This is a genomic window from Streptomyces sp. NRRL F-5122, assembly GCF_001507435.1.
In the GTDB taxonomy this organism is placed as follows: Bacteria; Actinomycetota; Actinomycetes; order Streptomycetales; family Streptomycetaceae; genus Streptomyces; species Streptomyces lannensis.
Genome location: NZ_LMWH01000093.1, coordinates 1 through 14424, shown reverse-complemented (window position 1 = coordinate 14424; position 14424 = coordinate 1). Strand labels below are relative to the sequence as shown.

11 protein-coding genes and 1 pseudogene are annotated in these 14424 nt (G+C 71.7%); 3 read left to right on the top strand and 9 right to left on the bottom strand.

From position 1 onward, the window contains the following. Positions 1–34 precede the first annotated feature (34 nt). From ADL25_RS11755 to ADL25_RS11740, 4 genes and pseudogenes are all read right to left on the bottom strand, one after another. Positions 35–1317: pseudogene (locus ADL25_RS11755) on the bottom strand (MFS transporter). 84 nt (positions 1318–1401) lie between these two features. Then, positions 1402–2202 carry a sugar phosphate isomerase/epimerase family protein gene (locus ADL25_RS11750; protein WP_059127632.1) on the bottom strand — a complete coding sequence of 267 codons (801 nt, stop codon included), beginning with the start codon at positions 2200–2202 and terminating at the stop codon, positions 1402–1404. A gap of 37 nt (positions 2203–2239) precedes the next feature. Then, the gene (locus ADL25_RS11745) at positions 2240–3175 is read right to left on the bottom strand and encodes a bifunctional helix-turn-helix transcriptional regulator/GNAT family N-acetyltransferase (RefSeq protein ID WP_059127631.1); all 936 of its coding nucleotides are present in this window, start codon (positions 3173–3175) and stop codon (positions 2240–2242) included. 111 nt (positions 3176–3286) lie between these two features. Then, positions 3287–4342, bottom strand: coding sequence for a LacI family DNA-binding transcriptional regulator (locus ADL25_RS11740; RefSeq protein ID WP_059127630.1), 1056 nt, complete (start codon positions 4340–4342; stop codon positions 3287–3289). Between the two features lie 356 nt (positions 4343–4698). Here ADL25_RS11740 and ADL25_RS11735 point away from each other — a divergent pair, with 356 nt between their 5' ends. Genes ADL25_RS11735 through ADL25_RS11725 form a run of 3 tightly spaced genes read left to right on the top strand, consistent with a single transcriptional unit; the run spans position 4699 to position 7831 of the window. After that, on the top strand, positions 4699–5850 hold the full coding sequence (locus tag ADL25_RS11735) for a Gfo/Idh/MocA family protein (protein WP_059127629.1): 1152 nt from the start codon (positions 4699–4701) through the stop codon (positions 5848–5850). Beyond that, the gene (locus ADL25_RS11730; RefSeq protein ID WP_059127628.1) at positions 5847–6998 is read left to right on the top strand and encodes a dihydrodipicolinate synthase family protein; all 1152 of its coding nucleotides are present in this window, start codon (positions 5847–5849) and stop codon (positions 6996–6998) included. The genes ADL25_RS11735 and ADL25_RS11730 overlap by 4 nt, the downstream gene beginning before the upstream one ends. Next, complete coding sequence (locus ADL25_RS11725; RefSeq protein WP_059127627.1) at positions 6995–7831, top strand: sugar phosphate isomerase/epimerase family protein; 837 nt, start codon at positions 6995–6997, stop codon at positions 7829–7831. Before ADL25_RS11730 ends, ADL25_RS11725 begins: the two co-directional genes overlap by 4 nt. 191 nt (positions 7832–8022) lie before the next feature. Here the strand turns inward: ADL25_RS11725 and rbsD are convergent, their stop codons facing one another. The 5 genes from rbsD to ADL25_RS11700 form a co-directional block, all read right to left on the bottom strand. Beyond that, complete coding sequence (gene rbsD / locus ADL25_RS11720) at positions 8023–8412, bottom strand: D-ribose pyranase (RefSeq protein ID WP_059127626.1); 390 nt, start codon at positions 8410–8412, stop codon at positions 8023–8025. After that, a complete protein-coding gene (locus tag ADL25_RS11715) occupies positions 8409–9308 on the bottom strand; it encodes a ribokinase (RefSeq protein WP_059127625.1) in 900 nt (299 codons plus the stop codon). Before ADL25_RS11715 ends, rbsD begins: the two co-directional genes overlap by 4 nt. A 112-nt stretch (positions 9309–9420) precedes the next feature. Further along, positions 9421–11367, bottom strand: coding sequence for a substrate-binding domain-containing protein (locus ADL25_RS11710; RefSeq protein WP_059127624.1), 1947 nt, complete (start codon positions 11365–11367; stop codon positions 9421–9423). Beyond that, positions 11357–12886, bottom strand: coding sequence for a sugar ABC transporter ATP-binding protein (locus ADL25_RS11705; RefSeq protein WP_059127623.1), 1530 nt, complete (start codon positions 12884–12886; stop codon positions 11357–11359). Before ADL25_RS11705 ends, ADL25_RS11710 begins: the two co-directional genes overlap by 11 nt. Further along, positions 12883–13971, bottom strand: coding sequence for a LacI family DNA-binding transcriptional regulator (locus ADL25_RS11700; protein WP_059127622.1), 1089 nt, complete (start codon positions 13969–13971; stop codon positions 12883–12885). Before ADL25_RS11700 ends, ADL25_RS11705 begins: the two co-directional genes overlap by 4 nt. Between the last annotated feature and the right edge of the window lie 453 nt (positions 13972–14424).

Below are 14424 nucleotides of genomic sequence, written 5' to 3'. Positions count from 1 at the left end.
CCGAGGGTGGCGTCCGGAGCGGGGCCCAGAGGGCTCACGACACATCCGGTGCGGCCGCGTCCCGCAGTTCGGGGGTGGTCTTGTGCGGGACCCCGGGTTCGGCGTGCTCCCGCAGTTCAGGTGTGCTCGCGCCCACGAACACGACCGCCAGCAGGCACAGCAGGCCGCCGCTGACGAGTGCGACCGTGCCGGAGGTCCAGCCGGCGACCAGGCCGCCGCGCAGGTTGCCGAGGTTGGGACCGCCCTGGCCGACGATCTGCTCGGCCGCGGTGACCCGGCCCAGCAGGGCGTCCGGGGTGCGGGTCTGCACGATCGTGCTGCGCGAGATCACCGCAGTGGTGTCGGCCGCTCCGGCCAGGACGAGCAGCCCGAGTCCGGCCCAGGGGCTGCTTGTCAGACCGAAGAGGACCAGCGCCCCGCCCACGTGCCGGAGCCGCACAGCATCACCAGGCCCGGGCGCCCGAAACGGGTGATCGAGCCGGACAGCGCCGAGGCGGTGACGCCACCGACGGCGACGGCCGACAGGAACAGACCGAGCGTGCGCGGACTGCCGCCGAAGCGCTCGGCGTTGACCAGTGGGAACAGGCCCATCGGCATCGCGAGCACGGTGGCGGACAGGTCGGTGAGCAGCGCCCCGCGCACCACCCGGTGCCCGGCGAGGAAACGCAGCCCGTCCAGAACGCCGTGCACTCCGGTACGCGAGGGCTCGCCGTCGGGCGGCAGTGAGGGGAGTCCGAAGGCGCCGTAGAAGGCGAGGGCGAAACTCAGGGCGTCGAGCAGGTAGCAGACCCCGGCGCCCGTCCAGCCGAGCACGAGACCGCCGAGCGCGGGGCCGAGCAGCATCATCGCCTGGGCGGAGATCTGGTTGAGGGCCAGTCCCGCCGCCACCTCCTCCTTGGGCAGCAGCCGCGGCACGAACACCCCGGCTGCCGGTCCGCTCACCGAGCCGAAGCAGGAGTGCACGGCCAGCAGGGCCAGTACGACGGCCACCGGGACGTGCCCGAGGAAGGCCTGCACCGCGAGCAGCAGGGAGCAGACCCCCTGGCCCACGGTGGCGACGAGGAAGATCCGCCGTCGGTCACCCCGGTCCGCCAAGGAGCCCCCGAACAGCCCGACCACCACCATCGGCAGTGCCTGCGCGAGCCCGACGGCACCCGTCCAGACCGTGCTGTGCGTCATGTCCCAGACCTGGTACATGACGGCGACCATGGCCATGAAACTGCCGAGCACGGACGCGGTCCGCCCGAACAGCAACCGACGGAAGGCCGGGGACGTCCGCAGCGGCCGCACGTCGATCAACGTGCGGGTGAGACTCATGAGAGCAGGGCGGGGCGGGCGTGCGCAGTCACTCGCGGAGGCTAGTCGCCGCCCGCCTTGCCCGGCCGGCGAATATCGCGTGGCTCACGCCGACTCGCCGAGCAGCCGCGCCAGATGCTGCCGCCCCGGTCCGAGCAGTTCCGGCAGCGGCGCCGCGGCCTCGTACCACCGCTTCTCGTACTCCCAGCACAGCCAGCCGTCCCAGCCGTGGCGGGAGAGGACCTCCACGCACTCGGTGAGCGGGAGCACACCGGAACCGAGCGGCAGCGGGGTCCTGTCCTCGGCGGACGCGATGTCCTTGACCTGGACGTAGCCGAGGTAGGGGGACAGGGCCGGGTACGTCTCCTCCGGCTGCTCGCCGCCCAGCCAGGTGTGCATCACGTCCCACAGCGCGCCCGCGTGGCGGTGGCCGACCGCACCGAGGACCCGCATGACGTCCGCGCCTGTGGGGTGCGAGTCGTGGGTCTCCAGCAGGATGCGCACGCCGACGTCGGCCGCGTACGCGGCGGCGGTGCCCAGCCGTCGCGCGGCGATGGCGTCGGCCTCCGAGGGGGACTGCTCGCCACCGCCGCCGGGGAAGACGCGGATACCGGGGGCGCCCAGGTCGCGGGCCAGGTCCAGGAGCGCGCGGATCTCGCCGAGTACGGGTCCGTCGTCACCGGGCGCGGCGATCCGCGCATATCCCGCGAGTCCCATGATCTCGATTCCGGACGCCGTGAACTCCGCGGCCACCGCGGCCCGCTCGGCCGGGCCGATGTCGGGGTGCACGGGCTCCACGGGATGCGCCCGCAACTCCACGCCGTGATAGCCGTGTCCGGCCGCCAGCCGGACCACGTCCGCTACGGGCAGGCCGGGGACACCGAGGGTGGAGAACGCAGCCTTCATGCCCGCCGACCCTACTCGCCGGCGGTGCCCTTCGTCCTCAGTGGGGCGGGCCGAGCAGGTCGAGCCGCCAGTCCTGGCCGACCAGGTCCTTGCCGAAGGAGCGGTGGGGCTTCTCGCCGACGAGGACGAAGCCGTGACGCCGGTAGATACGGCGGGCGGCGGCGAGGACGTCGTTGGTCCACAGGACCAGCGCGCGGTAGCCGACACCGCGCGCGAAGCCGACGCACGCCTCGACCAGGCGGTCGCCGACGCCGAGGCCGCGTGCGTCGGGCTCGACGAGCAGCAGCCGCAGCCGGGCGGTGGCCGGTGCCTCGTCCCGTACGCACATGACGCATCCGACCGGCCGTCCCGCCGCGTTCTCGGCGATCCACACCCGTTCCAGGTGCGGGTCGTGGTCCTCGGCGAAGTCGGCGACGATCCGTGCCACAAGTCCCTCGTAGTCGGCGTTCCAGCCGTACTCGGCGGCGTACACGGCGGCGTTGCGCTGCACGATCCAGCCCAGGTCGCCCGGGGCGGGGTCGCGCAGCGCCACGTCCTCGGGGCGCGGTGCGCGGTCGCCCCCTAGGACCGTACGGATCGTGCGCATCGCCTCCGCGAGGCGCGGTCGGTCGTCGGGGGAGACGCCGTCGAGCAGCACGGAGACGGACTCGCGGGCCCGCTCCTCCAGCAGGGCCGCGGTGTCCCGGCCGCGCCGGGTGAGGCCGACGCGGCGGCGTCGGGGGTCGGTCTCGGAGGGCGCCCGCTCGATCAGCCCGTCCTGCTCGAACTTGTTCAGGATGCGGCTCAGATATCCCGCGTCCAGGGAGAGCTCGGCGCGCAGGTCGGCCGCGTCCGTACGGCGGGCGTGGGCCAGTTCGTACAGCACCCGGGTCTCCGTGAGCGTGTAGGGGGCGTAGAGGTGGCGGCCGTAGTCGAGCGCGCCGATGACGTTCGTGTAGAAGCGGTTGAACGAGCGGATGTCCTGGACGGTCATGGTCGGCCCCGGCAGTCCGATGGTTGACTCAGTCAGAGATATGAGGGAAGCGTACGTCGGCTTCCGGCCGCCGTCCATGGGGCCGCGGCCGCTGCGGGGCCGGTCCCTCGCTCAGCCTGCCCGCCCGGAGGACCGGGGGGCCGCCGTCGACCCCCGGACCATCAACTCCCCGTCCACCGTGGTGATCCCGCCCGGCGGCGGCTCCTCCCGGCCCATGGCGACCCGGCCCGCGCGGGCACCCGCCTCCGCGAGCGGCAGGCGCACCGTCGTCAGGGCCGGTACCGCGTCGATCGCGAACGGGAGGTCGTCGAAGCCGGCCACCGACACGTCCTCGGGGATGCGCAGACCCGAGTCCCGCAGTGCCGCGCAGGCACCGAGCGCCACCGTGTCGTTCGCCGCCACTACAGCCGTCAACGACGGTTCGCGGCGCAGCAGTTCGAGGGTGGCCTCGTACCCGGCCCGGCGGGCGTAGAGGCCGTGCACCGTCAGCCGGGGGTCGTCCTCGACGCCGGCGGCGGCCAGAGCCGCGCGGTGTCCCTCCAGCCGGTGCCGGGTCGTCGTGCGCTCCTGCGGGCCCGCGATGTACCCGAGCCGCCGGTGCCCGAGCGCGATCAGATGCTCGGTGAGCCGCCGGGCGCCGCCGCGGTTGTCGAAGGTCAGGGCGATCGCCTCGGGGGCGGGCGGGCGCCCGCACAGGACGATACGGGTCCCCGCCGCCGCGAGCTTGCGCAGTTTCGAGCCCACGGCCTCGACGTGCGCACTGTCCTCCATCGCGCCGCCGGTGAGCACCACGGCCGCCGCCCGCTGCCGCTGCAGCAGGGTCAGATAGGTCAGCTCCCGCTCGGGCGAGCCGCCGGTGTTGCAGACCACGGCGAGCCGCTCGCCGCCCGCGCGTCCCCCGGGACCCCCGATCTCCGACTGGATGGCGCTCGCCATGATCCCGAAGAACGGATCGGCGATGTCGTTCACCAGGATGCCGACCAGGTCGGACGTGGCCGCCGCGAGGGCGCTGGCCGGACCGTTGAGGACGTAGTCCAGTTCGTCCACCGCGCGCAGCACCCGCTCCTTGGTCGACGCCGCCACCGGGTAGTTGCCGTTCAGCACACGCGACACGGTGGCGGGCGACACCTGTGCACGCGCCGCCACGTCCGCCAGGGTCACCGTCATCGTCGTCCTCCGGTCGCGTGTCTTGTGATGCTCGTGGCTGTCGTGCGTTCTCGCCGTTGTCGTCGTGGTTCGGGGAGCGGCGACCTTCGGGCGGGCCCGCGCGCATCCACGGAGATCCATCTACAGCTCTCCGGACATCCGTGTACAGGTCCGCGGTTCCTCTTTGTTCGACGGATCGACCAACGGCACCGTGACGTATGCGACATGTCGCACTGTGTGATGCCGTGCGGGCCCATACCGCGCCGAGGTCCGTGGTCTTGTCCGACCCGCCGCACGGCCGCTAGCGTCATTGCGCCCAGAAAGCGCTTGCTGCCCCTGTGCGTTGGGGGGCGCCGGACGTGTACGGAGGTCATGACGTGACACGCAGGACGGTGCGCATCGCCATGAACGGCGTGACGGGGCGCATGGGACATCGGCAGCACCTGGTCCGTTCCATCCTCGCCATCCGCGAACAGGGCGGCCTCGAGCTGGACGACGGCACCCTGCTGTGGCCCGAGCCCGTGCTGGTCGGCCGCCGCGAGCACGCGCTGAAGGCGCTCGCCGCGCGCTACGGACTCGACCACTGGTCGACCGACGTGGACGCGGTCCTCGCCGAACCCGACGTCGAGATCTACTTCGACGCCCAGGTCACCTCGGCGCGCGAGGAGTCGATCAGAAGGGCGATCGCGGCGGGCAAGCACATCTACACGGAGAAGCCCACCGCGACGGGCCTGGAGGGCGCGCTGGAGCTGGCCCGCCTGGCCCGCGCCAGGGGCGTCAGGCACGGGGTCGTCCAGGACAAGATCTTTTTGCCCGGACTGCTGAAGCTGAAGCGCCTGGTCGACGGCGGCTTCTTCGGCCGGATCCTGTCCGTCCGCGGCGAGTTCGGCTACTGGGTCTTCGAGGGTGACTGGCAGTCCGCCCAGCGGCCCTCCTGGAACTACCGGGCCGAGGACGGTGGCGGGATCGCCGTCGACATGTTCCCGCACTGGGACTATGTGCTGCACGAGCTGTTCGGCCGGGTCCGCTCCGTCCAGGCCCTGGTCACCACCCATGTCCCCCGGCGCTGGGACGAGAACGGCAAGCCGTACGGCGCCACGGCCGACGACGCGGCCTACGGCGTCTTCGAACTGGAAGGCGGCGTGATCGCCCAGATCAACTCCTCCTGGGCCGTGCGCGTCCACCGCGACGAACTCGTCGAGTTCCAGGTCGACGGCACCGAGGGTTCGGCCGTCGCCGGGCTGCGCGGGTGCCGGGTGCAGCACAGGTCCGCCACCCCCAAGCCGGTCTGGAACCCGGACGTCGCCGCCGCGGACGCCTTCCGCGACCAGTGGCAGGAGGTGCCGGACAACGCCGAGTTCGGCAACGGCTTCAGGGCGCAGTGGGAGCTGTTCCTCCGGCATGTGTACGCCGACGCGCCCTACCACTGGGACCTGCTGGCCGGCGCCCGCGGCGTCCAGCTCGCCGAACTGGGCCTGATGTCCTCGGCCGAGGGCCGCCGGATCGACGTACCGGAGATCGTGCTGTGACCATCCGGCTCCCGGGCGCGGACGGCAGGCTCAGGACGTACGAGCCGCGCCGCGCGCCCCTCGTCGTCTCCACCGGCACCCCTTTCACCTCCCGTACGGTCTACGCCGCCGCACACGTCGTGGCCGACCCGTACGCGGACGTGTCCCCGGACGCGCCCGCCGCCGTCGACTGGGACGCCACCCTGGCCTTCCGCCGCCATCTGTGGTCGCACGGACTCGGTGTCGCCGAGGCCATGGACACGGCCCAGCGCGGGACGGGACTGGACTGGGCGGGCGCGGCGGAACTGATCCGCCGGTCCGCGGCCGAGGCGAATGCCGTCGGCGGCCGCATCGCCTGTGGCGCCGGAACCGACCAGTTGGCGGCCGGCTCCCTGGCGGAGATCCGTGCGGCCTACGAGGAACAACTCGCCGTCGTCGAGGGGGCGGGCGCACAGGCGATCCTCATGGCGTCCCGTGCGCTGGCCGCAACCGCGGGGGGCCCAGAGGACTATCTCGATCTCTACGGCCACCTGCTGCACCAGGTCGCCGACCCGGTGATCGTGCACTGGCTCGGCTCGATGTTCGATCCGGCCCTCGAGGGCTACTGGGGTTCGGCCGACCTCGACACGGCCACAGAGGTGTTCCTGGAGATCGTCGCCGCGCACCCGGACAAGGTGGACGGCGTGAAGATCTCGCTGCTCGACGCCCGGCGTGAGATCGATCTGCGACGCCGCCTCCCGTGGGGTGTGCGCTGCTACACGGGAGACGACTTCCACTATCCCGAGCTGATCGCGGGCGACGAGAAGGGCTTCAGCCACGCGCTGCTCGGCGTCTTCGACCCGCTGGGTCCCATGGCGGCCGAGGCGGTGCGGACACTGGACACGGGTGATACGGCGGGCTTCCGCGAACTCCTCGACCCGACGGTGGAGTTGTCCCGCCACCTGTTCCAGTCGCCCACCCGTTTCTACAAGACGGGCGTGGTCCTCCTCGCCTGGCTCGCCGGCCACCAGGACCACTTCACCATGGTGGGCGGCCTCCAGTCGGCGCGCTCGCTGCCGCACTTGGTGAAGGCGTACGAACTCGCCGACGTTCTTGGGCTGTTCCCGGATCCCGAGCGTGCGGAGACAAGGATGAGGACACTGCTGTCCCTGTACGGGGTGGACGGATGAGCGGCACGGCACCGGAGCGCTTCTCCGTCAACCAGATGACGGTGAAGCAGCTGAGCATCCCCGAACTGGTCTCGGCCTGCGCGGAGTCGGGGGTGCGCAATGCGGGTCTGTGGCGGGACCCGGTGCGGTCGTACGGGGTGCAGGCCGCGGCGAGGCTGTGCCGCGACTTCGGGCTGGCGGTGACGACGCTGTGCCGCGGCGGCTTCCTCACCGCGATCGACCCGGTCGAACGGGTCCGCGCCCTGTCCGACAACCGCCGGGCGGTCGACGAGGCGGCGACCCTGGGCACGGACACGCTGGTCCTGGTGTCGGGCGGACTTCCGGCCGGCTCCCGGGACCTGCGCGGGGCACGGGAACGAGTCGCGGACGCCCTGGCCGAGTTGGCACCGTACGCCGCGGAGCGGAGTGTGCGACTGGCCCTCGAGCCCCTCCACCCGATGTACGCCGCAGACCGCTGCGTGGTGTCCACCCTGGCGCAGGCACTGGACCTCGCCGAGCGTTTCCCGGCAGGGCAGGTGGGGGTCACGATCGACACGTACCACATCTGGTGGGACGACACGGCTCCCGGGCAGATCGCGCGTGCGGGCGCCGGCGGCCGCATCCACGCCTTCCAGCTCGCCGACTGGACCACCCCGCTGCCGGAGGGAGTCCTCAACGGCCGGGGCCGGCTCGGTGACGGGGCGATCGACATGCGGGAGTGGACGGGATACGTGGAGGCGGCGGGTTACACCGGCCCGATCGAGGTCGAGCTCTTCAACGACGCGCTGTGGGCCAGGGACGGGCGGGAGGTGCTGGCCGAAACGGTGGCGCGCTTCGTGGAGCACGTGGTCTAGGACCCGGAGGAAAATCAAGCGGGGACCGTGCAACCCTTCCCCGACCCCGGCTGTCGTACTGGGCGTCGGAACCTCTGGAGGGGGATCTGGGGGGATCGCGGGGGGTTCCGGCAGGAGGGGAGAACGCGAGGGGGTCCGGTTCGAGAACCGGACCCCCTCGAATCGTTCCCGGGCCGAGGCCCCGGGCCCGGCTAGAAGAACACTCCGCAGCGCAGCAGCACGTTCGCGTACGGCCGGGCCTCGCCCGTGCGGACGACCAGGCGTGCGTCCGCCGCCAGTTCCTTCAGCTTCTCGTGGGATATCAACGCGAGCTCCGGGAAGCGGGCGTCCAGCAGGGACGAGGCCTCGGGGTTCGCTCCCCGCACCTCGTGCGCCGCCGTCGCACCCTCCACCACCAGCTCGTCCAGCAGTCCGTCGAGGACCTCGGCGAAGGACGGCACCCCCGCGCGGAACGCCAGGTCGACCACCCGCGGCCCCGCCGGGATGGGCATGCCCGCATCGCACACGAGGACCGTGTCCCCGTGCCCCAGCTCGGCTAGGGCGCCCGCGAGGTGACGGTTCAGAATTCCGGCCTTCTTCACAGGGACTCGACCTCCTCGGCGGTCGGGAAGGACTCCTGCGCGCCGGGCCGGGTCACCGCGGCCGCGCCGACCCGCGCCGCGTACGCCGCCGCCTCCGGCAGCGGCGAGCCCGCGCCCAGACGCCACGCCAGCGCCGCCGTGAAGGCGTCGCCCGCGCCCGTCGTGTCCACCGCGTCCACCTTCACGGACTTGATCCTGGTCATGGCCTCGCCGGTGGCGACCAGTGCGCCTTCCGCGCCCAGCGTCACCACGACCGAGCGCGGGCCGAGAGCCAGCAGCGCGGCCGCCCAGTCCTCGGGCGAGCCGTCCAGCTCGCCGCCGGCGATGACCCGGGCCTCGTGCTCGTTGACGATCAGCGGGTCGCACGCCGCGAGCACCTCGGCGGGCAGCGGCCGGGGCGGCGACGGGTTCAGTACGAAGCGGGTGCCGGGCGGCAGGCGCCGTACCACCTCCACGACCGTCTCCAGCGGGATCTCCAACTGCGCGGAGACCACCCGGGAGGCGTGCAGCAGACCGCTCGCGGCCCGCACGTCCTCCGGGGCGAGCCGGGCGTTGGCGCCCGGCGAGACCACGATGCTGTTGTCCCCCGACGGGTCCACCGTGATCAGCGCGACACCGGTGGGTGCTCCGCCCACCAGGACCCCCGCCGGGTCGACACCGGCCGCGCGCTGGGACTGGAGCAGCAGCCGGCCGTGCCCGTCGTCGCCGACCCGGGCCAGCAGCGCCGTACGGGCGCCGAGCCGGGCGGCCGCGACCGCCTGGTTCGCACCCTTCCCGCCCGGGTGGACGACCAGGTCGGAGCCGAGCACCGTCTCCCCGGCCGCGGGCCGGCGCTCGACCCGGATCACCAGGTCGGCGTTGGCCGATCCGACGACCAGGAGGTCGTAGTCGTACATGAACTGTCTCCCAACGGATCCCCGTGGATCCCTGCATCGGTGAGGCCGGCGCCCGGCCACGAACCGCACCCAAGGCGCGGCCCGCGGCCGAGGCGCCGAACGGGCGCGGGGGTCAGCCGCTGAACCCGGCCACGTTCTGCTTCGTGACGACCTTCACCGGAACCTTCACCGTCTCGGCGACCTTCTTGCCCTCGGCGGCCCGCAGCGCGTTGTCGACCGCGATCCGGCCGAGCTGCGTCGGCTGCTGTGCCACCGAGGCGTACAGCGTGCCTGCCTTGACCGCGTTCAGGCCGTCGGGCTCGCCGTCGAAGCCGACGACCTGGACCGACGTACCCGCCTTGGAGCCGAGTGCCTTGATCGCGCCGAGCGCCATCTCGTCGTTCTCGGCGAAGACGCCCTGGACGTCCGGGTGCGCCTGGAGCAGGTTCGACATCACGTCGAGGCCCTTGGTCCGGTCGAAGTCGGCCGGCTGCTTGGCCACGACCTGGATGCCCGGGTAGGCCTTGAGACCCTCGGCGAAGCCGGCCCCGCGCTCACGGCTCGCGGACGTGCCCGCCTGGCCCTGCAGGATGATGATCCTGCCCTTGCCGCCCAGCTTCTCGGCGAGCGCCTGAGCGGCGAGCTTGCCGCCCTCGATGTTGTCGGAGGCGACCAGCGCCGCCGTCTTCGCCTTGTTGACGGCCCGGTCGACGCCCACGACGGGGATGTCGGCCTTGTTCGCGCCCCGCACCGCGGGGCCGGCGGCGTCCGAGTCCACCGGGTTGACGATGATCGAACTCAGGCCCGAGCTGGTGAAGTTCTGCAGCTGGTTGGCCTGCTGCGAGGCATCGTTCTGGGCGTCCGTGACGGTCAGGTCGACGCCCAGCTTCTTCGCCTCCGCCTGCGCGCCTGACTTGATCTGCACGAAGAAGGGGTTGTTGAGGGTGGAGAGCGACAGACCGATCTTCTGCGTCGTGGAGGACGAACCACCGTGCAGGAAGGAGACTCCGCCCACCACGGCCGCCGCGACCACGGCGGCCAGCACGTATGTCGCCGCCTGCTTGCCCTTGCCGCCCGGAGAGGTGCCCGCGGCGACCGGCGTGGCCCCCGCCTTGCGCCGCACCGTGTCCAGCAGGACCGCCAGGGCGATCACGACACCGATCACGACCTGCTGCCAGAAGGCCGACACCGAGAGGAGGTTGAGGCCGTTGCGCAGCACCGCGAGGATCAGCGCGCCGATCAGCGTGCCGGAGGCCTTGCCGGTGCCGCCCGCGAGGGAGGCGCCGCCGATGACGACCGCGGCGATCGCGTCGAGCTCGTAGCCGTTGGCGGCCTGGGGCTGCGCCGACGACAGCCGCGAGGCGAGCACGATGCCCGCGGCCGCGGCGAACAGACCGGACAGCGCGTAGATCGCGAGCTTCTGCTTCTTCACCCGCAGACCGGACAGGCGCGCGGCCTCCTCGTTGCCGCCGATGGCGTACATCGAGCGGCCGATGTAGGTGCGGCCCAGCACGAACGCGGTGATCAGGCCCACGACGACCATGACCAGCACCGGCACGGGCAGCCAGCCGCCGAGCGTGTCACCCAGGTGCGAGATCGAGCTGGGGAACGCGATCGGGGAACCCTGTGAGATCACCAGCGACAGACCGCGGCCCACCGACAGCATGGCGAGCGTCGCGATGAACGGCGGCAGCTTGCCGTACGAGATCAGTATGCCGTTGACGAGACCGCACGCGAGGCCCGTCGCGATGGCGAGGAGCACGGCTATGACGACCGGGATCCCCGCCGAGGTGGCGCTCCAGGCGAGCACCGTGGCCGACAGCGCGGCGACCGAGCCGACCGACAGGTCGATGCCCGCCGAGACGATCACGAAGGTGACACCGAAGGCGAGGATGGCGGTCACCGCGGCCTGCACGCCGATGTTCAGCAGGTTGTCCGTCGTGAGGAAGTCACCGGACAGCGCCGACATGGCGATGACCAGGACGATCAGCGCGGTGAGCGCGCCGTTGTCGAGGAGCAGGCGGCGCACCCCCGTGGCGCCACCGGCGCCCGCTGTGCCCTTGAGCGTGTCAGTGGCCACGGGTGGCCTCCCTTTCATTGACAGACGTGGTGGGTGTGGAGACGGCGAGCGCCATGACGGAGTCCTGCGTCGCCTCGTCGGCGGTCAGCTCGCCCGCGATCCGGCCCTGGGCCATCACCAGCACCCGGTCGCTCATGCCGAGCACCTCGGGCAGATCGCTGGAGATCATCAGGACGGCGGCGCCGGCGGCCGTGAGTTCGTTGACCAGCTGGTAGATCTCGACCTTGGCGCCGACGTCGATACCGCGCGTCGGCTCGTCGAGGATGAGCACCTTGGTGTTCGCCAGCAGCCACTTTCCGATGACGACCTTCTGCTGGTTGCCGCCGGACAGGGTGCGCACGTGCTGCCCGAGTCCGGCCATCCGCACACCGAGCTGCTCGGCGACCTTCGCGGCGGCGGCCCGCTGGCCCCGGCGGTCGACCAGACCGCCGTGGGTCGCGGTCCGCATGGTCACGAGCCCCAGGTTCTCCTCGACGGACGCGTCGAGGACAAGCCCCTGGCCCTTGCGGTCCTCGGGCACGAGCCCGATTCCGGCATCCATCGCGGCGTTCACGTCGTGCCGCCGGACCTCGGTACCCGCGACCTTCACCGCGCCCTTGTCATAGGGGTCGGCACCGAACACGGCCCGGACGACCTCCGTACGGCCGGCCCCGACGAGCCCGGCGATGCCGACGACCTCACCGGCCCGCACCTCGAAGGACACGTCGTGGAACACCCCGTTGCGGGTGAGGCCCTCGACGGTGAGCAACGCGCCGCCCGATGCGGGCCGTTCGCGCGGGTACTGCTGCTCGATCGACCGCCCCACCATGAGGCGTACGAGCTCGTCCTCGGGTGTGGAGGCGGGCACCTGCCCGACGCTCCTGCCGTCGCGGATCACGGTCACCCGGTCCCCGAGGGCGGCGATCTCCTCGAGATGGTGGGTGATGAAGACGATCCCGACGCCGTCCTCGCGCAGTGTGCGGACGATGGAGAACAGCTTCTCGACCTCTTCGGAGGTGAGCACGGCCGTCGGCTCGTCCATGATGAGCACCCGCGCGTCCAGGCTCAGCGCCTTGGCGATCTCGATCATCTGCAGACGTGCGATGCCGAGTTCACGGACCCGGGCGCGCGGGGACACCTGCACACCGACGCGTTCCAGGAGCCGGGCGGCGTCGGCCTCCATCCGCTTCCTGTCGATCATCCCGAGCCTGCGCGGCTGCCGGCCGAGGAAGATGTTCTCGGCGACGGTCAGGTCGGGAACGAGGTTGAACTCCTGGTAGATGGTGGCGATCCCGAGGCGCTCGGAGTCCTGCGCACTGTTGATGCGCACCTCCTCGCCGCCGGCCAGGATCCGCCCGCCATCGGGGCGGTAGGCGCCGGAGAGCATCTTGATCAGGGTGCTCTTGCCCGCGCCGTTCTCACCGAGCAGCACATGCACCTCGCCCCTGCGCAGGTCGAAGTCGACGCCGTCGAGGGCGACCACGCCGGGGAAGGTCTTGCGTATGCCTTCGATGCGCAGCAACTCGTCCGGGTTGCTCACGACTGGCTCCTGTTCGTTGCGGGGGACGGCTCCGCGGAAGCCGTGGCCTCCTGGAGAACCGGGGGCTTCTGCAGAACCCGGGGCTCTGCGGAAGCGGGCTCGCCGCACGAGCGGCGCGCGACGAGACGGGCGGGAAGGGTGACGGACTCGGGGGGCCGCCCCTCGATGCGGTCGACCAGCGCACGCACGGCAGCGCGTCCCAGCTCGCCCGTGGGCTGGGCTATGGCGGTGATCGGCGGATCGGTGTGCACGAACCACGGGATGTCGTCGAACGCGGCGAGCGCGATGTCGTCCGGTACCCGCAGGCCGCGCACACGGACGGCGTCCAGCGCGCCGAGCGCCATGAGGTTGTCGGCGGCGAAGACGGCCTCGGGCGGCTCGGCCAGGTCCAGGAACCGCTCCATGACCCGGCGCCCGCTCTCGGCCTGGAAGTCGCCCTGCCCTATGTGGCTGTCCGGGAGGGGCAGCCCGTAGGCGGCCAGGGCCTGCCGGAAGGCCTCGACACGCTCACGTCCCGTCGTGGTCGCCGCCGGGCCCGCGATGATCGCGAGCCGGCGGTGTCCGAGCCCGTGCAGATGCGCGACGAGGTCGTGCACGGCGGTGCGTCCGTCGGACCGCACCACGGGTACGTCGACGCCCGCGATCCACCGGTCGACGAAGACCATGGGCGTCCCGGACCGCGCCGCGTCCAGCATGAGCGGCGACCCTCCGTCGGTCGGCGAGACGAGCAGTCCGTCGATCCGGCGGTCCAGCAGGGTCCGCACATGGTGGTCCTGGAGGTCAGGCCGTTCGTCGGCGTTGCCGATGATCACGCTGTAGCCGAGCGCGCGGGCCTGCTCCTCCACGGAGCGGGCCAGGTGGGTGAAGTAGGGGTTCAGTACGTCGCTGATGACCAGGCCGAGGGTGCGGGTCTGGTCGGTGCGCAGGGACCGGGCGACGGCGTTGGGGCGGTAGCCCAGCGCCTCGACGGCGGCCAGCACGCGGGTACGTGCGTCGGCGCTGACCGACGGGTGGTCGTTCAGGACGCGCGACACAGTGGCGACGGAAACGCCCGCCTCTGCGGCGACGTCCTTGATGCTCGCCATCGCCGGACCACCTCCTTGTGGGTCCTTTGGGTCCGTTTGTGAGTCGTGGAATCGTTTACACGACTGACACGAAGGATTGGAATCGATTACACGAAGGTGAATCAAGGGGTGAGGGCTACCGAGACCCGATTGTGACCTGTGTGATCCAGGTCTCATGTCGCCATCGTCCGGCGGGCCTTGCTCGGGCGCCGCCGCCGTCTTTCGGGCAGGCGGGACGCGTCGGCACGGGTGCGCGCACGGCGGCGCGAGGTCTGCTCCCTGTAGCAGGGCTGTGACGTCAGGTGGTTGCGAGTGCGACGGCTGGACGTGAACATGGAGAGTGCAGAATCGTTCAGTGAGGTCAACTCGCCATAGGGGGAGGCAAGATGAAGTTCGATATGGGGGCGCAGACCCTGTCGACGCTGATGAAGGATTCGCGTGGGTCGAGTGATGATCTGGGGACGTTGATCCGTC